The following is a 21,574-nucleotide window of genomic DNA, read 5'->3' on the forward strand; positions in this document are numbered from 1 at the left end:
CCCCGCCCCCGTCACCCCCGGTGCTCTCCCTGCCGGGGGACGGTGGTGCGTTCGGTGATCACCTTGACGTCGAGCACCTCGTCGATGCGGTCCGCGCTGAGCCGTTCCCCGATCGCCGCCGACGCCGCGATCATCAGCTCCCCGCACAGCTCGATCTCGGCGAGTGCCACATGGTCCGATACGGTCCGTGCGCTGAGCGTCACCACGTCACTCACCTCTCACTGCCGTCGCCGACTTCCTAGGGTAGGGAGCGCACCACACGCCGCGCATGGCACGGACGGACCATTTCGCCTCGGCCAGATGCCTAGGACCAGCCACTCGGACCACCTCGGGCTCGCGGGGACCGGGGCCGTCCGGGGCGGTCACGGCTGCCGCCCCCGCTCGGTCTCACCGGTCTCGATCGCACCGGTGTAGATGTCGCGCTCGGCTGGGATCGGTACGGAGACCACCACCCCGAACCCGTACAGCAGCGTCGTCGACACCACCTCCACCGCGGGCCCCTCGTTGGCGAAGGTGAAGCGGTGGCGCACCTTGCGCAGCCGCCCCTGCTCGTCCAGATAGGCGTCGAACGGCACCGTGTGCGTGCGGAAGCCCTCGGCCGCCGCCGTCAGCGCACCCCGCGAGGGGGCCGAGGCCTGCCGCGCGGCCCGCGCGATGTCCGTGGTGCCCCGGTAGTGCCGCACCGTCACCCCGGCCAGATCGGTCTCGCCCACGTACGTCACCGCACGCGCCCCGCGCAGCAGCTCCGCCGCCGCCATCGGATCGGTCGCCCCACCGGTCACCAGGTTGCCGTCCGCCAGTGCCGTCGTGTCGATCCTGACCCACTTGTCCTTCGGCACCCCGGCGCCGCGGTTCATCATGTAGAGCGCGCCGGGGGCCAGCAGTTCCGTGATGGGCAGGTGCTCCTCCTCGCCCACGGCGTCCTGCGGCAGTACGACCCTGAGCCGGCCGGACCGGGTACGGAAGTCGTACGTCCCCTTGCCCCTGATCGTCACCCGGGTACCGCCCGCCGCCGTCTCCATCGACGTACTCACCTTGGCGGTTCCGGCCCCGGACCGGCTCTCCGCGCCCGGGTTCCCCGCGGGCGACGCGCCGCCGGTCCCCGTCCCGCTGAGCACCACCGCCGCCCGCCGCACCGCCTCGACGGCCCCGGCGCCGGCCCGGTCGTCGGCCGCGGCCCGGTCCCCGCCACCGCCCGAGCAACCGGCGGCCGCCGCCATCACGCCCATCGCGGCGAGGGCACACACAGCGCGCGCCCCGCCTCCGGATCCGTGCTGTCGCACCACCATCGCCTGCCAACCCCCAACGCCGTACCGCTTGCCCGAGCCCCCCACCCGTTCCGGATAACGACGGCCCCTGTCCCCCGTAACGCCGCTCTCCCACCCCTCACCGCCGGACGGCCCCGCCCAGTACCGTGGACGCGTGTATGACCAACACACCGCCGAGGTTCCGCCGGCCGTCCCACCGGCCCGGTCCGCCCACGAACCCACCACCGTCGAACGCGGCTCGTTCTGCACCGCCCGATGCGGCTGCGGCTGGTCCGGACCGGCCCGCAGATCCCGCGACCGGGCCCGCGCCGACGCCGCCGCGCACCGCGCGGCCCCCTGACCGGGCCGCCCCCATGCCCCACGAGGACCCGTCCCCCACCCCGGAGGTCCGATGACCCTGCCGAACCGGCGCACCGTCCTGACCGCGGGCGCCGCAGCCGTACTCACCGGAACCACTGCCACCGCCTGCGACGACACCGGATCCGGCGCCCCCACCGGCGGCTCGACCCCGGCCGGACCGACCGCCGCACCGACGGCCACCGGCACGTCCGCGGCCCCGCCACCGCCGACGCCCTCCGGCCCCGCGGACTGGTCCGCGCTGGCCAAGAGCCTCGACGGGTCCCTCGTACGCCCCGACGACGCGGCCTACCGGACCGCCCGTCAGCTCTACAACACCCGGTACGACGGCCAGAAGCCGGCCGCCGTCGCCTACGTCAGGCACGAGGCCGACATCCGCGAGTGCCTGGCCTTCGCCCGGCGCAGCTCCACACCCGTCGCCATCCGCAGCGGCGGCCACTCCTACGGCGGCTGGTCGAGCGGCAACGGCAGGCTCGTCGTTGACGTCTCGTCACTCTCCCGCGTCGACGGAAACGGCACGATCGGCGCGGGGGCCCGCCTCCTCGACGTCTACCAGGGCCTCGCCGCGCACGGCGTGACCATCCCCGGCGGCTCCTGCCCCACGGTCGCCATCTCCGGCCTCACCCTCGGCGGCGGCCACGGCGTCGCAGCCCGCGCCTACGGCCTGACCTGCGACAGCCTCACCGCCGCGACGATCGTCACCGCCGACGGCAAGACCCTCACCGCCGACGCCAAACACCACGCGGACCTCTTCTGGGCACTGCGCGGCGCCGGCAACGGCAACTTCGGCGTCGTCACCGAACTCCGCTTCCGCACCCGCCCCGCCCCGCAGACCGTCACCGCGTACATGTCCTGGCCGTGGTCGCGGGCCCGGTCCGTCGTCACGGCCTGGCAGGAGTGGGGCCCGGACCAGCCGGACGAGATCTGGTCCTCCGCCCACCTCGCGGCGGGCCCCGGCGGCGGCAACCCGACCGTGTCCGTCGCGGCGTTCAGCCTCGGCACCTACGGCGACCTGCAGAACGCCGTCGACCGCCTCGCCGACCGGATCGGCGCCCCGGCCTCCTCCGTCTCGCTGCGCCGCCGCAGCTACCAGGAGGCGATGCTCGTGTACGCGGGCTGCTCGGGCATCACCGACGCCCAGTGCCACCTGCCGGGCACCACACCCGGCCGCTCCTCGCGGGGCACCCTCCAGCGCGAGACGTACGCGGCCGCCTCCGACTTCTACGACCACTCACTGCCCCCGGCCGGCGTCCAGGCCCTCCTCGACCGGACGGAGGCCTTCACCCGGCTCGACGCGGACCGGGGCGGCGGGGGGTCGATCGCGCTCACCGCGCTGGGCGGGGCCATCAACCGGGTCGACCCGCAGGCCACGGCGTTCGTCCACCGGCGCTCGCGGATGCTCGCCCAGTACATCGGCGCCTGGCGCCCCGGCACCTCGGGCGGCGCACAACAGAACTGGCTGAAAGACACCCATTCCACGCTGCGCCGACACGCCTCCGGAGCGGCGTACCAGAACTACGTGGACCCGGCGCTGACGGGCTGGCGGAAGGCCTACTACGGCACGGCGACCGCCCGTCTCGGCGACGTGAAGAAGGCGTACGACCCGGACGGCTTCTTCACGTTCCCGCAGTCGCTCTGAGTACGGGGCGGCGGATGGGTGGCCGGGTGTGCCGCATGGGCGGCGCCGGACCACCAGCGCGAACAGCCGCCGCTTCCCCCGGCACCGGACCGCTTTCGCGGTGAACCGGCCGGGGGAAGCGGCGGCTGAGGAACACCACCAGGGGCCAAACGGCCCAGCGGCTTCAGGCGGCTGGGCCGTCCGGGGGCTGAGCGGTCAGGGGGCTGGGCCGTCGAGCACCTGCGGCGTCAGGCACCTGCGGCGTCAGGCACCTGCGCTGTCAGGCACCTGCGCTGTCAGTACCTGTGCTGTCGTCAAGCGTCCGCGCCCTTACGCCGCGAGCCCTTTCTCGCCGTCACCACTGCCGCCCGATCCGGGCCGCGGCTCGGGAATCCCGAGGGCCTCGCCCCCGCTCCCCGCCCCTGCCGTCGACAGCGGCCGGCGTGACCGTACGAGCCGGCCCAGCCGGGGAGACCGCGAGACGGCACCCACCAGGGGCGTCAGCAGCATCATCGCGAGCGGCGCGAGCAGCAGCACGGCGGCCGTACCGAGGGCGAAGCCGCCGATGACGTCGGTCGGGTAGTGAACGCCCATGTAGATCCGGCAGAAGCCCTCCAGCAGCGCGAGCCCGATCGCCGCGATGCCGAACTTGCGGTTCGCCACGAAGAGTCCGACGCCCAGAGCCATCGCCATCGTGGCGTGGTCGCTCACGAAGGAGAAGTCGTTCTTCCCGTCCACCAGGACGTCCAGCCCCTGGTGGTCCTTGAACGGCCGCGGCCGTTCAACGAATCCGCGGATCGGGATGTTGATGAGCAGTGCGATCCCCGCGGCGAGCGGCGCCCAGACGATGCCGGAGACAGCCGTCACCGAATCCTCGAGGGTGCCGCGCCTGCGGACACTCCACCAGCACCACAGGACCACCAGGACCATGCCGAGCATGATCCCGTACTCGCCGATGAACTCCATGACCCGGTCGAACCAGGTGGGAGCGGACTTGGCGAGCCCGTTGATGTCGTAGAGCAGGCTGACGTCGGGGTTCGACCCATCCAGTGCGAGTCCAGCCATCTGCCGCGGCCCCTTGCCTTGTCTGCTGTTGGTACTGCGGCACACACCCATGTGCACCGCTTTGACGAACCCCCGTGTTCGCTTCGATCACGTACGTGGGACGACGCTCGGTCAGTGGCTGCGGCCCCGGTCCAACCAGAGAACGACGCGTTCCGTGCGTACGTTCCACTCTCCACCGAATGATCACCATGACGTTATCGAAGAGTGACTCATCGTCGCAGCTCAGGGCCTGGGCTTCACAGAGAGTTCCAGCCACCGACGCCCATCGGTCAGGCCGCCGGCTGCGTGGTCGGAAGGGCCGCGGCACCGTCCTTGGTGACGCGTGTCGCACCGAAGTAGTCGGGCGAGTCGATCTTGTCGAACCTGATGACGGCACCAGTGTACGGAGCGTTGATCATGTACCCGCCGCCGACGTACAGGCCGACGTGGTGAATGGCCCGTGAGTTGTTCAGGTCGTCGGAGAAGAACACCAGGTCGCCGGGGAGCAGTTCGTCGCGCGAGGGGTGCGGCCCGGCGTTGTACTGGTCGTTCGCCACCCGCGGCAGCTCGATGTCCACCGTCCGGTACGCGGCCTGCGTCAGCCCCGAACAGTCGAACCGCCCGCCCTGCTCGGCCGTGCCGTTGCCGCCCCACAGGTACTTCGTGCCGAGCTTCTTCTGCGCGAAGTAGATCGCGCCCGCGGCCTGCTGCGAGGGCTGCACGCGGCCCACGGGCTTGGCGAAGCTCTTCTCCAGGGAGCGGATGATCTTGACGTAGTTCTCCGTCTCCGCGATGCGCGGGACCCCGCCCGACTTGATCACCCGGTACGCGCCGGCGTTGTAGGCGGCCAGCATGTTGTCCGTCGCGTCCCCCGGCACCTTCTTCACGTATCCGGCCAGCTCGCAGTCGTACGACGCGGCGGAGGGAATCGCGTCGGCGGGATCCCAGACGTCCCGGGTGCCGTCGTTGTTCCCGTCGATCCCGTGCCCGGCCCAGGTCCCGGGGATGAACTGCGCGATGCCCTGCGCGGCGGCCGGACTCTCGGCGCCCGGGTCCCAGCCGCTCTCCTGGTACAGCTGGGCGGCCAGGAGGGCGGGGTTGATCGCGGGACAGAGGTTGCCCCACTTCTCCACCAGCGGCTGGTACTTGGCCGGCACGGCCCCCTTGGCCAGCCCAACAGCCCCACCGCCGCCGCCCCCGAGGCCGGCCGCGGCGGAGTACGTACCGACGACGAGCAACGCCACGAAGCACATGGCGGCCCCGACGCCGATCCCACCCACCATCCAGAATTTCCGCACCCCTCAACCATCCCCCATCGGGGACGGGTTCATGGGCGTTTTCGACGGTGTGTACGAGTCATCGGGGGCACTGATGGCCCATCAGGACGCTCCGGCGGACCAGAAGTCCGAGTGGACGTTGGGCGTTGGCACTGGCTCGCCCACGTGTTCCGCCCCGCCAGGCGGTGGTGTTGGCATCGACACTTCGGACCTATCCACACATGGCGTGGCCACTTCAAAGAAGGCTTGCCCGCCTCCTCCGATAAGGAGCCTTACCCGGAATCCGTCCGGCGTCTCAAAATATGTTGCCGGACTTGCCGAATTTGCATTAACACCGATCTGGCGATATCCAGCATCCTTCCATTCACGTTCCACAACTCCAAGAAAACTCCCCCTTCGATTCTCGGAGATCACTGTGGTAACCGCCCGCCTGCGAGAAACATCACAACCCCCCTCCGTCGACTCGCCGTGCACCCATTGAACCGATGGCCTGATACTAGAGAACGTATCGTCGAGGATCCCATCAGCTCGATCTGCAGCTTCCTGCATGTTCATATGCTCTCGACCCTCTCCATTCCTTGGAAATTCTGACCTGGCCGTCGACGCGCAGCCTGGAAGCAGGAGTACAGCGATCGACATAACAGCGACGCGAACCTTCACCTGAGACGCTCCCGTTCAATCTCCCCCGACTTCCCTGCCACGATTCGTGCAATGTTATCTGCAGACCTTTGGTCCTTAGCTGGGTCGAAGTAGTTCGAGTGTGCCTCAGTCGGGCTATGACCTCGCTCCAGCAGTCGAGGCCCGTCGCTAACGGCAAACCGGTTGGCACCGAAATCTCGATGTGCAGGGTCAGTGCCAAACCAGACGTCGCTCTCCTCAGTCTGAGCATCCTGAGCTGCGTACCCAGCTGTCCCACCAGCAATGCCTCCTGCGGCCCCTCCGATAACCGCACCCAGAGGCCCTGCCCCCATCCCCAGTACAAATCCTGCCGATGCGCCACCTGCCACCCCAGATCCAAGACCGCTCGCCTCCCTACTGTTAGGCAACTTGGTCACGGGATCGTTCTCGGCCGCCCCCACGAAGACGTGCTCTTTCCCGACACCAAGCTCTTCCGCAGAGCGCGCACCCGTTCCCGGGCTTCCTACCAAAACCACGTCGTCCGCTCCTGGGATTCCACCTTTTTGTTGAGCAGCAAGGCCAACGGTCAATGAACCGTACGAATGGCCAATCGCTGTAACATGAGGATCCCCATGCTGATTCGTTTCAGAAATCCCATCCATGAACCTGTTATAGGCTGAAGCACCGGCCCTGGCATTCGACTCACCCATGACATCCAGGTTGCCCATGAGATCATCACCTGATGTTTGTGGCGCATCGTAGCCAAGCCAAACGATTGAAGCAGTAGGGGAACTGGGGTCTATCTCCTTCGCCCCAATAGCCGTATCCCGAGCACGCTTGAGGTCATTTCGCGCGAAATCCTCATCCAGCGACGTATTCAACCCGGGCACATAAGCAGAAACATTCCGAGCCGTATCCGGGTTCCCGAACGAAACGATCGCGCGGCCGTTCCCCTCGTCGCCGATGCCGAGCAGGTACATCGGCGGCTGCCGGCCATCCCTCAGTTGCCGGTCGATCTCCCGCAGCCCCGCCAACTGCGTCTCCGCCCCCGCATCGCCCCGCCCCTCCAGCTTGCCGATCAGCAGTTGGAGGTTGTCGCGGTTCGCCGCATCGCGGACCAGGGCCGGAATGCCGTCCAGGTTGCCGATCTGGTCCGGGTACACCGCGAGGTACTCCTCGCGCTGTTCGTCCGTCAGGCCCGCCCACCACGCCCGGCGCGCAGCCGGACTCGCGTCGAGCGGGATGCCCGCCTTCAGGTAGCCGCGCGCCGCGTCCCGTACCGATGCGGCGTCGCGCGCCGCGTCCGTCCACGTCCGGTCCGGGACCTTCAGGCCCTCCTCGGCCTTCAGCTCTCGCAGGATTCCGGCGAACCGCCAGTCGATCTCGGCCGCCGTCCGTACGGCCTTAGTCACCCGGTCCGCGATGTCCTGCGCCTTGGCCGCGTTCGGGTTCGGGGCCACCAGCCCCGACGGCGGCAGCAGTCCCGGCGCCGCCCCCACCGACGCCGTGCCGCCCGCCAGCGGCTTCCCGTCGATCAGGCCCTCTCCGGCCGCCGGGTAGGTCACCGAGCCGTCCGCGTGCACGGTGAACCTCAGCGCCTCCGCGTCGTCCAACGCGTCCCGCAACACCCGTTGCTGGGCCCTCATCTCGTGGGCGAGGCTGTTCAGGGCCGTACGGACCAGGCCGCATTCCGTGTACACGTACTGCAGGTTCCGGCCCAGTTGCCGCAGTCTGCCCACCGCTGCGTCCGCCGCCGAGCCCTGCTGGGTCTCGCGCAAGCCGTTCAGCAGTTGCTTCTCGATCCGGTCGCGTCCGGCGTCGGCGCGGTTGCTCGCCTTCCCCCATCCGTCGGCCGCGCCCTCCAGCTCGGCGCACTTCAGGTCCCGTAACTGGCCCCAGGTCAGCGGGGCGGCCTGCGGCGTCAACGTTCGACTCCGTGCGTGCGGCTCACCACGGCGCTGAAGGACGACTTCACGGTCTCGTTCGTCTCGCCCTGGGCCCGCGCGACGGTCCACAGGCTCCCGGCCAGGGACCCGCACTCCCGGCGCGCGGACTCGAAGCGCCGCTCCCACGACTCCCGTACGGTCCCCAGCTCCGCAAGCGCGCTCAGCCCCGCCGTGCCGGCGAGCAGGCCCTCGTGCGCCACCTCCAGCTCCGTCCTCACCGGCCCGAGGTGCACGGCCATCCCCTCCGCGCCACCGGCGGCCCGCACCCACACCCCGTCGCTGTGCCTCAGCTCGTCCCCGCCGCCACCCCCGCCGGCCCCCAGGTCGCTCAGCCTCTGCCGCCCCCCGGGCTGCCCCACAACGGCCACACCGCTCACCCCGCTCCTTGATCTTGGAGCGGCACTGTGCCAAACCGGGCAGCCACGACACGCCGCGTGCCCGACGTCAGGGGGCTGGCAGTCCCCCTGTTCGCCGGGCCCCCCAACGGAGCGCCGTCGCCACCGGATCACCCGAACGGTGGACCAGGGCACCGCGCCGTACGTCCTCGGGTCCACCGTCGCGAGCCGGTGCAATACGGCCGCCGCACGCTCCTCCGGCCGGTGCCGTCCTCCGGAACCGGACCCGCACCCCTTGAGCCGGAGCGCCGGGGCAGCCCCCACGGCGCGTCCTTCACCGCCCGGCGCGATCAACCGCGCCCCGGCACGCGCGGCAGGAAGAATGCGGGCCCATGAGTCATTCACAGCCCGCCCGCGACAAGTCCGCGTGGCACCGGCCAATGGTCGCCCGACTGGCCGACGAACAGCACCGCACCGCGACCATGCTGGAACTCTTCTTCGACCTCTGCTTCGTCACCGCCGTGGCACAGGCGGCGACCGCGTTCGAGCACGAACTCGCCGAGGGGCGCATCGGCCACGGGGTGCTCGGCTACGCGATGGTGTTCTTCGCGATCTGGTGGGCCTGGATGAACTTCACCTGGTTCGCCTCCGCGTACGACACCGACGACGTGCCCTACCGGCTGCTCACCCTCGTACAGATCACCGGCGCGCTCGTCCTGGCCGCCGGCGCGACCGAGGCGGTTCGGCACGAGGACTTCACGGTCATCACCTGGGGCTACGTCATCATGCGGCTCGCCATGGTCGCCCAGTGGCTGCGCGCTGCCCGTGCCGATCCCGAACGGCGCCGCAGCTGCCTGCGCTACGCCGTGGGGATCCTGGTGGTGCAGGCCGGCTGGGTCGTCCGCCTCGCTCTGCCCGAAGGAAACGGACTCGCGACGTTCGCGGTCCTCGTGGTCGCCGAGATCGCCGTCCCCGTCTGGGGCGAGCGGGCAGCCGTCACCACCTGGCATCCGCATCACATCGCGGAGCGGTACGGCCTGTTCACGCTGATCGTGCTCGGCGAGTCGATCACCGCCGCCACCGGTGCCGTACGCGCCTCCCTCGACACCCACGCGGCTCTCGGTGACCTCGCGGCGCTCGTCGTCGGGGGGATCCTGACCGTCTTCGCCCTGTGGTGGCTGTACTTCGCGCAGAGCGCGCCCCGGCGGCTCACCCCCCTCCGCGTCGCGCTCCTCTGGGGCTACGGGCACTACTTCGTCTTCGCCTCCGCGGCCGCCGTCGGCGCAGGCCTCGCGCTCAACGTGGCCCACACCGCTGGACACGGCGACCTCTCCGACGACGCGGCGGCAGCCGCCTACACCGTTCCGGTCGCGGTCTTCATCGCCCTCGTGTGGCTGCTGCACCGCTCCGCCCCGGTGGGGCGCGAGGCCGCCGACCTCGTGCACCCGGTCGCGGTCGCCGCCGTTCTCGCCGCGACGTTCACGCCCTCGCCCGTCCTCGTCACGGGCATCCTCGCCGCGCTCCTCATCGCCGCGAAGCTGACCCTCTCCGCACGCGGCGCCGCGAAGGCGTCAACCGTCTGATGAACCCTCGCCCCCGCCCTCGCCCCATCCCCGCACCCGGATGCCGCGCCCGGCCGTAGCGTGGCCCGGGTGAAAGTGGGAACCACAGAGACCCGGCTCGTTCTGCTGCGGGGCAACTCCGCCTCGGGCAAGTCGAGCATCGCCTCCGGACTCCGGGAACGGTTCGGCCGCGGCCTGGCACTGGCCGGCCAGGACAACTTGCGCCGGACGGTCCTGCGCGAGCGCGACCGCCCCGGCGCCCCGAACATCGGCCTGATCGACGCCGTCGTCCGCTACTCGCTCGACGCCGGGTACCACGTGGTCCTCGAAGGCATCCTGTACGCCGACCACTACGGACCGATGCTCATGCGGCTGTGCGAGGACCACCGCGGCCGCACCCACTGCTACTACCTGGACATCGACTTCGACGAGACGCTGCGTCGGCACGCCACGAAGCCGCAGGTGGACGAATACGGGGAGGCGGAGCTGCGCGACTGGTACCGGCCCCGCGACCTGCTCCCGGGCGGCACGGAATCCGTGATCGGCCCGGACAGCAGCCTGTCCGCCACGACGGCCCGCATCATGACCGAGACCGGCCTGGCCGGCCTGCCCCCGCTCGATCGCTGACCGGCCCCGCGCCGCGGTCAGCGGGTGCTGCGGGCCGCCTGCCCCGGCAGGGCGATGCCATGGGCCTGGGCGACCCTCCCCGGACGCAGGGTCCACGGCACCGGTGAGGTGTCGGTCAGCCAGTCCTCGGCGACGATCCGGTGCACGACGAAGCCGCGCAGCGACCGCGGCAGCTTCCAGCCGAGGCCCTTGCACAGCTGGCCGTAGGAGGGGCCGTGACCGTGTTCGGCGCGGAAGGCCGCCGCGAAACCCGCGGCCTGCGGACCGCGGTCGGGATGCCCGTCCTCCCAGGCGTCGTAGGCGGTGAGCACGGACCGGGGGGCGGGGACGTCGGCGGGGGGGTACATGAACGCCTTCGCGACCCGCCCGGTGGAGAACCGGCACAGCGGGCAGTGTTCGACAGCCTCGACGTGCCGCCGCAGAGCAGGACTGGCGCCGGACTTCCACGCGTCCCACTCGGCCGGGCCGATCCGCTCCGGTTCGGGGGCGGAGGGCGTACGGCTCGCTTCGACCCGCGCCTCCTCCGCGATCTCGGCGGGGGTACGGAACCGGCCCGCGAGGTGGCGCATCGCCGGGTCGAGCCGGTACGTGTCGCCGGCGAGATCGGCGAGGAACCCCTTGACGGCGAGTTCGGGCACGGCGGCCCGGCAGGCCTCCGGCAGCTGGGCGGGGATCCGGCCGTTGAGCCCGGAGTTGCTGTGGGCCGCCAGGAACAGGGCCGCCAGCCGGGTGGCCGGTGACGTCTTCTTGACCGGTTTCGCGATCCGCGCACGCATGGCCCAGCCCGACACCCGCGACCGCGTTCCCTTGCCCAGGGGCAGCGGGTGGTCCGTCTCACCGCTCATGTCCGGCACCCTGATCCCCACCGGGACGTCCTGGTCCCCGTCGACCAGCGGACCGGGCACCTGCCATCCGACGGCCTCCAGATCGGCCACGGCCCGGCGCGGGTCCTCCAGCCTCAACGAACGCAGGTCGGTGCCGGTGAGGTTGCCCACGCCGCCCCGCGCGGCCCGGATGGCCACGACGACGGCGAGGAACTGCGCGTCGACGGACCCGAGCGGCAGTTCGGCCACGTACGAGAGGAGCGCGCGTGCCGCCTCCCCTTGCCGTGTGGTCAGCAGGAAGGGCGGCGGGACGGGCTTCACGGACGCCGAGGCGGCGGTCTCTTGCGAGATGACAGTCTTGGGCACATCTCTCCTAACGCGGTCCGGCCGTCGAGGTCACGGGCAGGACCGCACCCGGACGAAATCCCGCACCCGACCACCTTAATGAGACGCGAAGGCGGTCAACGGCCGGGCGGACAGCCATGGCCGGGGCAGCGGTCACCGGTCGGGCCGGCGGGGTTCCGGCCGCTCGGTGCCCCGTGGATGCCACGGGGCACCGACCGCGCTATACCCGGCAGGGATCCGGCCCAGGAGAAGGGGAATTCCCGAATCCCTCCCGGTCCCGCTATTGAATCGCACATCCTTACGGAATATCCCGACCCGGACGTTCCTCTTCCTCAACTCGGCTCATTCTTATATCCATTCGTGGGCTATCCCGTCCCTGTCCTCTCTGCCACAGTGGGCGGAGTTGACCGACGGACGCCGAACGGCGCTCGTCCGAACGGGGGAAGAAACGAGATGAGGAACAAACAGCGCATTGCCGGGCTGTTCACCGGAATGGCCCTGCTGGCAGGGGCGTTGGCCGCGACGGCCGCTCCGGCCCAGGCCTACAGCCCGAACCCGACGGTCAAGACGTACTACCGCGACACGGGTAAATGCCCGTGCAGCGGCGGCACGCTCGGCGACCCGTTCGACGGTACGTACTTCCAGCGCGATCCCGGAGGTTACGCCGTCAAGATGGAGCTCTCCGCGGGCGATTGGTTCATCGGCAAGGTGGAGTTCCATCCGAACGACGAGAAGCTCTACGTCTACGACACCAGGAACGACGGCGACACGTTCTACGTACACGTCCAGTACTCGTACAAAGGCAGTACGCACAACCTCGGCACGCACTCGGCTCCGGGGACCTCGGCCGTGGTGGACCGCGGCATCTGGGACTTCGACATCCCCGAAGGCGCGTACGTGGACATCACGGTGTACGACGGGGCGGGCATGACCGACTACATCGGCGGAGCGACCGGTACGGGCGGAGCGATCGCCTGAGAGCTGTGCCCGAGCCCGCGGGGTCAGTACGCCCCGCGCGGGCTCGGGCACCGGCTCGGCTACGCGGACCGCAGCCGGTAGGCGTACGTGTAGGTGCGCCCCGCGTGCAGCAGGTACGCCGCGAGCGGCGGAGCTCCCCAGGAGTCGTTGCCGCCGACCCCCATCTGCCGGTGGTTGACGCCCAGGATCGTCTCGTCGCGCCGCTTCACCTCGTGGGGGTGCTTGGGCCCGTCCAGGTCGAACGGCGAGTGGTGCAGGACGCTCGTCTCCAGCATGGGTCCGCCCTCGTCCGGATCGGCCCGCACCAGAAGTCCCGTCCCCGACCGGTCCGTGACCGACAGGTGGCGCACGTCGGTCATGTTGCCGGTCTGCTCGGGCCGGACGTACGGCGCGACCTGCTGGTCGACCGTGGAGCGGTAGCGGCCCACGAACGCGCCGGTGTGCCGGTCCCAGTAGTTCTCCTGCGGACCGCGCCCGTACCAGTCGATCTGCTCGAATCCCTTCGGGACCGTCAGCAGCGCGCCCACCATCGGCAGATCGGGCAGCCCGTCGGCAGCCTCCAGGGTGTGCCGGACCCGGATCTCGCCGTCCCCGCGCACGGTGAACACCGTGGTCCAGGTCGAGGGCGTGGGAGCGGTGGGCAGGGTGCACTCCACCTCGACGGTGACCACTCCGGGCGAGGGCCGGCCGGTCGTGACGGAGGTGACCTCGCGGTCCGTGCCGGCGTCCCGCCAGGTGCGCAGGGAGTTCTGGGCGCCGCGGCCGATGTCGTTGTCGGTGGGCCCGCGCCAGAAGTTCGGCACCGGGCCGCCGGCCAGCAGCAGCCGCCCCTTCACCCGGTACGACGCCAGCGTTCCGGTGGACTTGTCCAGGACCACGTCCATGTCGCGCCCGCTGATCCGCACCCGCGCGTCGGTCTCGTCGAGGTCGAGGGCGGGCAGCGTGCCGGGGGCAGGGTCGGCGGGGGCCGGGGTGTGCCAGTCGAGGCCGAGCTGTTCGGCGGCCACGGTGTGCCCGGCATCGGCCCAGCTGGCCTTCGCCTTCAGTACGAAGGAGACGTTCAGCCAGTACTCGGCACCCGGCTCGGGCTTCTGCGGCTTCCGGTAGGGGATGCGCACGGTCCCCTCGCCGCCCGGGGCCACCCTCGGCGCCGCGAGCCTGCCGTGCTGGACGCTGCGGCCGTCGCAGGTCACGTCCCAGCGCAGCTCGTACGCGTCCAGGCCGCTGAACAGGTGCTTGTTCCGCACCGTGACCGTCCCGGCCGCGAGGTCCGCGGCGTCGACCGCGACCGGCTGGTAGACCTTCTTGAGCTCCAGCAGACCGGGGTGCGGTGTGCGGTCGGCCGCGACCAGGCCGTTGCAGCAGAAGTTGGCGTCGGTGGGATATCCGTCGTGCCAGTCCCCGCCGTACGACAGATACGTGTGCTTCGCGTCGCCCGGCACCGGGAGCCGGATCGCCTGGTCCACCCAGTCCCACACGAACGCGCCGTGCAGATTCGGGTAGCGGTCGAAGATGTCCCAGTACTCCTTGAGGTTGCCGCTGCTGTTGCCCATGGCGTGCGCGTACTCGCAGAGCATGAAGGGCGTCTCCTTGCCCGACTTGCCGTACGCCTCCACGTCCGCCGGCTTGGTGTACATCTCGCTGTGCAGGTCGGCGACCTCGTTCATGCCCTCGTAGTGCACGGGCCGGGAGGCGTCCCTGGCGTGCACCCAGTCGGCCATCGCCCGGAAGTTGGAGCCCCCGCCGGCCTCGTTGCCCAGCGACCAGACCACGACGCTCGGGTGGTTCTTGTCGCGCTCGACCATGGAACGGATCCGGTCGACACAGGCGTCGGTCCACTCCGGCAGGGAGGCCGGCACGGTGTCGCGGACCCCGTGCGTCTCCAGGTTCGTCTCGTCGACGACGTACAGGCCGTACTCGTCGCACAGCTCCAGCCAGCGCGGACTGTTCGGGTAGTGCGAGGTGCGCACGGCGTTGATGTTGTGCTGCTTCATCAGCAGGATGTCCTGGAGCATCCGCGGCTCGCGGATCGCCTGGCCGTGGTCGGGGTCGGACTCGTGGCGGTTGGTGCCGCGGAACATGACGGGCCTGCCGTTCACGGTGAACTTCCCGGGCCCGTACTCGACCTCGCGGAAGCCGGTACGCGTCCGCTGGACGTCGACCGTCCGCCCCGAGCCGTCGGTGAGCGTGACGACCACGGTGTAGAGGTTCGGGTCCTCGGCCGACCACAGCGCGGGCGCGGCGACGTCCGCCGTCAGCGTCACCTCCGCGTCGCCCGAGCCCTTCGGTCCGACGTCACCGGTGAGGGGACGGCCGACCCTGCGCCCCCGGCCGTCGTACAGCACCGCCTCGACCCGGTGACGGCCCGCTTCGGCGCCGCCCCGGTTGCGTACGGTCACCGCGACCGTGAGGACCGCGTCGCGGTACGCGTCGTCCAGCGCGGTCCGCACGAACAGGTCCTGCACATGGACCGGCGCGACCGCGTACAGATAGACGTCCCGGAAGATCCCGGACAGGTCGATCATGTCCTGGTCCTCCAGCCAACTGCCGTCGGACCAGCGGTAGACCTCGACGGCCAGGGTGTTGTCGCCCGGCCGCACATGATCGGTGATGTCGAACTCGGCGGGGGTGTAGCTGTCCTCGCTGTAGCCGACCCGCTCGCCGTTGACCCAGAGGAAGAACGCCGACTTCACGCCCTGGAAGGAGATCAGGGTGCGCCGGCCCGACCAGTCGCGCGGCACGGTGAAGGTGCGGCGGTAGGAGCCGACCGGGTTGAAGTCGTGCGGAACCGCGGGCGGCTCGGGGGTCTCGTAGCCGATCCACGGGTAACGGATGTTGAGATAGATCGGTTCCGGGTAGCCCTCGATCTCCCAGTTCGACGGTACGGGGATCCGGTCCCAGCCGCCGTCGTCGTAGCCGGGTGCCTCGAAGCCGGCCGGCCGGGCGTCGGGGTTCTTGGACCACGTGAAGCGCCAGGTCCCGTTCAGGGAACGGAAGTAGGGCGACTTCTCCATGTCTCCGCGCAGTGCCTCCGAGCCGCTCGCGTACGGCACGAGCCGGGACCGCGCCGCCTCTCTGCCGACCTGGAACACTCTCGGCTCCGCGTCCCACTCGGGGGCGGGACCGTCCGCGGCGAAGGCCTGTCTCTGCGCTGAGAAGACGGCCCAGCCCGCGAGGGCCGCACCGGTCGAAAGGACGGAACGACGGCTCGGACGGTATGCGCTCATGAAGCGACTCCGAACGGAAGACAACAAGAACCATCACCATCAGACGGAATCACTCAACACGCAAGACTCCGCGCGGGATCGCCACGACGTCGCGGCCGAGGCCACCCGGGCATCAGAGGCCTGACCACATCAAAGAGCGAAGCGGTACCGCCGAAGGTGGCCGGAAGTATGCGATGGCCGGGTTCCGCGGCCCACGCGGCAGTGCGGCGAGCCACAGCCGGGGGCGGACCGTGGCCGGCTCCCGACGGATACCGCCGGCCACGTGTCCCGATGCCCCGCCGCGGGCATGATCATCGGCATGGACGCGGGCACGGGCGGGGACGCGAGCGACAAGCCGGGGCAGATCCTGCACTGGAACTTCTTCATAGGCGGCCACCTGAGCGCCTCCGTACCCGTGCGCCTCGTCGAACGCACGACCGCGGGCCAGCTGGTGTGGATGGAGACCGGCACCCCGATGTGGCGGACCGTCCTCCCGCGCGGCGCCACACACCTGCGGGACATCGCCCCGCACGACCGCCCCGCCGAGGGCTACCCCCTGACCCCCGACCGGTGGCCGATGGGCAACGCCCTCTTCTACCAGCCGACCGGCGCGGCCCACTCCGTCCTGTGGCTCTTCGGGCGCAGACAGAAGTTCCGCGGCTGGTACGTCAATCTGGAACGCCGGGTCCACCACGGTGACGACATCGACATCGCCGACCACGAACTCGACCTCAACGTGGCGCCGGACCGCACCTGGCAGTGGAAGGACGAGCAGTCCTTCGCCGAGAAGACCGGCCACCCCGCGTACTGGACGGCCGAAGAAGCCGCCGCCATCCGGACCGAGGGCGACACGGTGGCACGGCTCGCCGAGGCCGGAACGTTTCCCTTCGACGGCTCTTGGTGCGATTTCCGGCCACCGTCGGCCTGGACGACACCCCCTCGCCCGCCCAACCCCCGCCGCTCGCTCCTCTGAACGATGCGCACCCCGACCTCGCCACACCTGCCCCGATGGGCGCGATTCCGGCCTCGATGCAGGTCTCGGCCAGGGTGGCGTGATGGCAATCATTGCCCGGCGTCACGCTCCGTGATACACAGAGTAACGATACGTAATTCGCTCACACACCGATTCGATCCGCAGGTCAGGGCGGTCAGACCGGTCAAATGTGCGAGATCCGGGTAAAGAGAGCCGCCAAGTCGTCGTGCGAAGGCAGTTTCATCAGCGAAGATAGAGGGTGACTCGTGCCGAGCGGTACGGGCACCGAACTACCCAACAGGGGCGGTGACTTACATGATCCTGGCAGCTGAAAAGGGCGACATCACCACCATCATCGGCGGAATCGCCCCGAACTGGGGCCCGTTCGGGACCTTGGGCAACGAGGCCCGCGTAATGATCGAGGTGGTGATGGCGATCGCCATCCTGCTCTGCCTCGGCATCGCGATCTGGGGAGCGGCGAAACAGCGGATCGGCGCGACGGCCCTGCGCGACACGTTCAGCGCGGAGCAGGGCAAGGGGCTGATCGTTGCCGGTCTGACCGGTGTGTTCATCATCGGATCGCTGGGAACCCTGTTCACCATCGTCTACGGGATGGCCGTCTAACCAGCCGTCAGCCCGCGTCCGGGGGCACTCCCGCCCCGTCCCCACCATCCGTCCGTCGTGCCCACCGGCAGAGGTTGCGTCTCCCTGATGTCGAGTCACCACACCGCGCCCGCGCGGGAACCAGCACGGCTACCGTCGTACCACGACGCGGTTCAGGCAACGGTTGAGGGGGCGTACGCGGCATGAGTCCCGGCGACGACGACTACGGCAACGACTCCGGCCGTTCGAACGACGGCTACAGCACCCTCGGCGGTACGCGCCAGACCCGTACCCGCCTCCCCGACGGCCAAGGAGGCGACGGCTACGGCCCCCGCCGCCCGGCCCGCACATCCCGCTCCCTCTTCACGGTCATCGGCGTGGTGGTCCTGCTGCTGGCCGCTATCGCCTTCGCGAACATGGGCGGAGGCGGCGGAGGTGGCAACGGTGACGGCGACGGCACACCGCGAAGCGAGGACAAGAAGGCCGGCTCAGCGCCTACCGCGGCTACGGGGACGAAGCCGGTGGCCGGGAAGAACGGCTCGATTCCCTCGGGGTTCGCGCATGACGAGCAGGGGGCGCAGAGCGCGGCGTCCAACTTCGCGGTGGCACTTGGCTCTGTCGAGATGTTCAACTCCGCCTCTCGTCAGGCCATCGTTCAGGCCACCCACGACCCGGCAATCGTTGAAGGACTCGTCTCCGACCTGGACAAGGCCTACTCCCCGGGCTTTCTCCAGAACGTCGGCCTGAACGATGACGGCAGCACTCCTGACGGTCTGACCTTCGTCTCCCGGACCGTTCCCGTGGGCACGAAGACAGTCGAGCACAGTGGTGACACCGCCACTGTTGAGGTCTGGTGCACGGGTCTTGCCGGCATGGCCGGGCAGGGATCCACAAAGCCTGTGACCGAGACCTGGTTCACGATCTCGGAGAAGCTCAAGTGGATCGGAAACGACTGGAAGATCGAGTCGTCGAGCCAGACCGAGGGCCCCACTCCGGTCAGCGGCGACAACCGGGCATCCACGGCCGATGAGATCGCCGGCGCGGTCAAGGGATACGGAGGCTTCACTTATGCCCGATAACCGCCGCCGAGGTGCGCGTGCGCTGTCGATCCTGGGCATGTTTCCAGCCACGGTCATCCTGCTGGCTTCGCGAGCAGCAGCGGCGCCGTCGCCGTCGCCGTCGCCCAGCAAGAAGGGCAACGAGGCGTGCGACCTCATCGTGGGGCTAGCCAAGGACTACTGCGAAGGCGACGCAGGCACCAGCAAGTCCAACGCCCCCAAAAGCACCGACCCCGCCCTGGACCCCCTCACCTCCCTGGGCCGAGGCTGCGCCGACGCCGCCGCCTGGATCGTCGGCAAGCTCAGCGACGCCGTCAAGAGCACCGCGAACGTCGACTTCACGAACACCCGGTTCCTCCAGCAGTACGCGATCGTCTTCGCCGCCTCCACCGTGCTCACGCTCATCCTGTGGCTGCTCGCCGTCGCCAAGCGCGCCATCCGCGGTGTGCCGCTCACCACCGCCATCTCCGAGGCCATCGGCTTCCTGTGGCTGACGGTCCTCGCCTCCGCGTTCACACCGCTGATCCTGTACACGATCGTCTCCGCGACCGACGCCGTCACCGAGGTCATCGCCTCGTCCTCCGGCGGGCAGACAGACGTCTTCTTCGGGTCGTTCGCCGAGGCCCTCAAGAAGGACTCCGACATCGGCGGCGGGCCGATCATGCTGATCGTCGTCTCGCTGGTGTCGATCCTCGCCGCGGGCATCCTCTGGCTGGAGCTCGTGATCCGGGCCGCCCTGCTCTACGTCGGCGCCCTGCTCGGAACCGCCGTGTACGCGGGGCTCGTCGACAAGAACATGTGGGGACACGTACGCCGCTGGGCAGGCATCATGATCGCGGTGATCATGGTGAAACCGGTCATCGTCATCGTGCTCGGCCTGGCCGGCGCGCTGTCGTCGGACGACGGGCCCAACGCCTTCTCCGCCGTAGTCTCCGGGCTGGCCATCATCCTGCTCGCGATCTTCGCCTCCGGCATGATCTACCGCTTCGTCCCCGGCTTCGGCGACGAGATCCAGGGCGCCCGCACCAACCGCAAGCAGGCCACCGACGGCTCCCAGGCCGCCGCGATGATCAGCTCGCCCGCCGCTCTCGTCTCCCAGGGCATCAAGACCCACAGCAGCCGCGGCGGCGGCCAGGACAGCGGCGGGGGCAACAACAGCGGCGGCGGACGCCCCGCCAATCCGGTCAGCGGCGGAGTCGCCGCCCACAGCTCCCGCAATTCCGGGAGCGGGGTCGGCGGCGGATCTGTCCCCTCCGCCGCACCTCCGCCCCGCAGCGGGTCGGGTCCTACCTCCGGCACCCCCCACAGCAGCCGCGGCCCACGCCGCGGATCAGGCGGTTCAGGTAACAACAGCACAGGAGGTGGCGGGCGTTGAGCACGCAGTCCCATCCGATCGCGCCCCGCCGTACGTATCTCATCGGCCGGGCCAGGCCCAACGCGATGGTCGGCAAGAACCGCGAGACCGGCGAGATCGCCCTGATCATCGGCGGGGCGTTCCTCGGCATGATGAGCGGGCTGCTCGTCCCGGTCCTCTCCATGCGGATCGTGCTGCTCACCGGCTTCCCGCTGCTCGCCCTGGCGATCGTCTACGTCCCGTACAAGCACCGGACCTTCTACAAGTGGTTCGAGATCAACCGCAGCTACAAGCGCTCCCTGCGCCGCGGCACCACGTACAAGTCCGCCGCCATGGAGGCGGGCGTGAGCGCCGACGGGCGTGAGGTCGAGATCGGCCCGCCCCCCGGCATCGGCCGGATCAACTGGCTGGCCGCACCCTTCGGGCCGGACGAGATCGCCGTACTCCTGCACGCCGACCGGCGCACCGTCACCGCCGCGATCGAGATCGAGGGCCCCGGCGTCGGGCTGCGCGACAGCGAGGACCAGGAAGCACTCGTCGACCGGTTCGGCACGCTGCTCAAACACGTCGCCAACGGCGACGGGTTCGTGACCCGCATCCAGATGCTGGCCCGCACCCTCCCCGCCGACCCCGACGCACACGCCAAGGACGTCGCCCAGCGCGGCGACAAGGCCTCCCCCGGCTGGCTCCAGGAGTCCTACGACCAGCTCCAGTCGATGGTCTCCACCTCCAGCGAGCAGCACCGCGCCTACCTCGTCGCCTGCATGGAGTTCGACCGCGAGCTCGCCGCAGAGGCCAACGCCATGGCCCGCGCCGCCCGCCCGCACGGCGGCCGCAAGCTCGACCGGGACGCCGGACTCGCAGTCGTCATGGCGCGCGAGCTCACCGACATCTGCGCCCGCCTCGCCGAGGCCGACATCCGGGTACGCCAGCCGCTCGGCCAGAGCCGCCTGGCCTCCCTCGTCCACTCGATGTACGACCCCGACCACCCCATCGACCACATCCAGGCCATGACGAAGCGCAACGCCTGGCCGGCCGAACTGGACGCGGTCGAGCCGACGTTCCTCCAGGCCAAGACCCGTGAGTCGTCCACCCGCGCGCCCTGGTGCCACTCCACGGCCTGGGTGAAGGAGTGGCCGATGACACCCGTCGGCGTCAACTTCCTGGCCCCGCTCCTCGTCCACACCCCCGATGTGATCCGTACGGTCGCGGTCTGCATGGACCTCGAACCCACCGAGATCGCCATCGAGCGGATGCTCACCGAGAAGACCAACGACGAGGCCGAGGCCAGCCGGCAGGCGAAGATGAACCGCACCGTCGACCCCCGCGACATCGCCGCCCACGGCAGGCTCGACCAGCGGGGTGAAGATCTCGCGAGCGGCGCGGCCGGGGTGAACCTGGTGGGGTACATCACCGTGTCGTCGCGTTCGCCCGAGTCCCTCGCCCGTGACAAGCGGACGATCCGGGCCTCGGCCGGCAAGTCGTACCTGAAGCTGGAGTGGTGCGACCGCGAGCACCACCGCGCGTTCGTCAACACCCTGCCGTTCGCCACCGGCATCCGCCGCTAGCCGCACACGACCG

At 70.0% G+C, this 21,574-nt stretch carries 18 protein-coding genes; 10 read left to right on the forward strand and 8 right to left on the reverse strand.

Annotated features, from left to right (window positions below):
- Positions 1–11: 11 nt before the first annotated feature.
- Both ACIQM0_RS24445 and ACIQM0_RS24450 read right to left on the reverse strand, forming a co-directional pair.
- Positions 12–206, reverse strand: a complete 195-nt coding sequence (locus ACIQM0_RS24445; RefSeq protein ID WP_123527661.1) for a hypothetical protein — start codon at positions 204–206, stop codon at positions 12–14.
- Positions 207–362: 156 nt separating this feature from the next.
- Positions 363–1,289, reverse strand: a complete 927-nt coding sequence (locus ACIQM0_RS24450; protein WP_401290138.1) for a hypothetical protein — start codon at positions 1,287–1,289, stop codon at positions 363–365.
- 133 nt (positions 1,290–1,422) lie between these two features.
- On the opposite strand from ACIQM0_RS24450, the gene ACIQM0_RS24455 reads away from it, so the two are divergent.
- Positions 1,423–1,608: a hypothetical protein gene (locus ACIQM0_RS24455; RefSeq protein ID WP_306088691.1), complete on the forward strand. Its 186-nt coding sequence runs from the start codon at positions 1,423–1,425 to the stop codon at positions 1,606–1,608.
- Positions 1,609–1,659: 51 nt separating this feature from the next.
- Positions 1,660–3,264 (forward strand): FAD-binding oxidoreductase, encoded by a 1,605-nt coding sequence (locus tag ACIQM0_RS24460; protein ID WP_401290141.1) that lies wholly within the window; start codon positions 1,660–1,662, stop codon positions 3,262–3,264.
- 309 nt (positions 3,265–3,573) lie between these two features.
- Here the strand turns inward: ACIQM0_RS24460 and ACIQM0_RS24465 are convergent, their stop codons facing one another.
- The 4 genes from ACIQM0_RS24465 to ACIQM0_RS24480 form a co-directional block, all read right to left on the reverse strand.
- A complete protein-coding gene (locus tag ACIQM0_RS24465; protein ID WP_401290143.1) occupies positions 3,574–4,308 on the reverse strand; it encodes a phosphatase PAP2 family protein in 735 nt (244 codons plus the stop codon).
- 269 nt (positions 4,309–4,577) lie between these two features.
- Positions 4,578–5,570, reverse strand: coding sequence for a bifunctional lytic transglycosylase/C40 family peptidase (locus ACIQM0_RS24470; RefSeq protein ID WP_363026782.1), 993 nt, complete (start codon positions 5,568–5,570; stop codon positions 4,578–4,580).
- A gap of 650 nt (positions 5,571–6,220) precedes the next feature.
- Positions 6,221–8,107 carry an alpha/beta hydrolase gene (locus ACIQM0_RS24475; RefSeq protein ID WP_401290146.1) on the reverse strand — a complete coding sequence of 629 codons (1,887 nt, stop codon included), beginning with the start codon at positions 8,105–8,107 and terminating at the stop codon, positions 6,221–6,223.
- A complete protein-coding gene (locus ACIQM0_RS24480) occupies positions 8,104–8,505 on the reverse strand; it encodes a hypothetical protein (protein WP_401290149.1) in 402 nt (133 codons plus the stop codon). The genes ACIQM0_RS24475 and ACIQM0_RS24480 overlap by 4 nt, the downstream gene beginning before the upstream one ends.
- A gap of 350 nt (positions 8,506–8,855) precedes the next feature.
- On the opposite strand from ACIQM0_RS24480, the gene ACIQM0_RS24485 reads away from it, so the two are divergent.
- Entirely contained in the window at positions 8,856–10,046 is a 1,191-nt protein-coding gene (locus ACIQM0_RS24485; protein ID WP_401290150.1) for a low temperature requirement protein A, read from the forward strand.
- 60 nt (positions 10,047–10,106) lie between these two features.
- Entirely contained in the window at positions 10,107–10,652 is a 546-nt protein-coding gene (locus ACIQM0_RS24490) for a kinase (protein WP_401290153.1), read from the forward strand.
- A 17-nt stretch (positions 10,653–10,669) separates the two neighbouring features.
- Here the strand turns inward: ACIQM0_RS24490 and ACIQM0_RS24495 are convergent, their stop codons facing one another.
- Positions 10,670–11,842, reverse strand: a complete 1,173-nt coding sequence (locus ACIQM0_RS24495; RefSeq protein ID WP_401290155.1) for a hypothetical protein — start codon at positions 11,840–11,842, stop codon at positions 10,670–10,672.
- Between the two features lie 432 nt (positions 11,843–12,274).
- Between ACIQM0_RS24495 and ACIQM0_RS24500 the strand changes: the two genes are divergently transcribed.
- Positions 12,275–12,799, forward strand: coding sequence for a hypothetical protein (locus ACIQM0_RS24500; RefSeq protein WP_401290157.1), 525 nt, complete (start codon positions 12,275–12,277; stop codon positions 12,797–12,799).
- A gap of 59 nt (positions 12,800–12,858) precedes the next feature.
- Here the strand turns inward: ACIQM0_RS24500 and ACIQM0_RS24505 are convergent, their stop codons facing one another.
- The gene (locus ACIQM0_RS24505) at positions 12,859–16,026 is read right to left on the reverse strand and encodes a glycoside hydrolase family 2 TIM barrel-domain containing protein (RefSeq protein ID WP_401290160.1); all 3,168 of its coding nucleotides are present in this window, start codon (positions 16,024–16,026) and stop codon (positions 12,859–12,861) included.
- Between the two features lie 298 nt (positions 16,027–16,324).
- Here ACIQM0_RS24505 and ACIQM0_RS24510 point away from each other — a divergent pair, with 298 nt between their 5' ends.
- The 5 genes from ACIQM0_RS24510 to ACIQM0_RS24530 all read left to right on the forward strand — a co-directional run bounded on the left by ACIQM0_RS24510 (position 16,325) and on the right by ACIQM0_RS24530 (position 21,561).
- A complete protein-coding gene (locus ACIQM0_RS24510; protein ID WP_401290221.1) occupies positions 16,325–16,978 on the forward strand; it encodes a DUF402 domain-containing protein in 654 nt (217 codons plus the stop codon).
- A gap of 315 nt (positions 16,979–17,293) precedes the next feature.
- Positions 17,294–17,602 (forward strand): hypothetical protein, encoded by a 309-nt coding sequence (locus ACIQM0_RS24515; protein WP_024493027.1) that lies wholly within the window; start codon positions 17,294–17,296, stop codon positions 17,600–17,602.
- A 182-nt stretch (positions 17,603–17,784) separates the two neighbouring features.
- Positions 17,785–18,660: a hypothetical protein gene (locus tag ACIQM0_RS24520; RefSeq protein ID WP_401290163.1), complete on the forward strand. Its 876-nt coding sequence runs from the start codon at positions 17,785–17,787 to the stop codon at positions 18,658–18,660.
- Positions 18,661–18,697: 37 nt separating this feature from the next.
- On the forward strand, positions 18,698–20,014 hold the full coding sequence (locus ACIQM0_RS24525; protein ID WP_401290166.1) for a hypothetical protein: 1,317 nt from the start codon (positions 18,698–18,700) through the stop codon (positions 20,012–20,014).
- A complete protein-coding gene (locus ACIQM0_RS24530) occupies positions 20,011–21,561 on the forward strand; it encodes an SCO6880 family protein (protein ID WP_401290169.1) in 1,551 nt (516 codons plus the stop codon). Before ACIQM0_RS24525 ends, ACIQM0_RS24530 begins: the two co-directional genes overlap by 4 nt.
- Positions 21,562–21,574: the final 13 nt, after the last annotated feature.

Source organism: Streptomyces sp. NPDC091387, from assembly GCF_044756945.1.
Classification (GTDB): Bacteria; Actinomycetota; Actinomycetes; order Streptomycetales; family Streptomycetaceae; genus Streptomyces.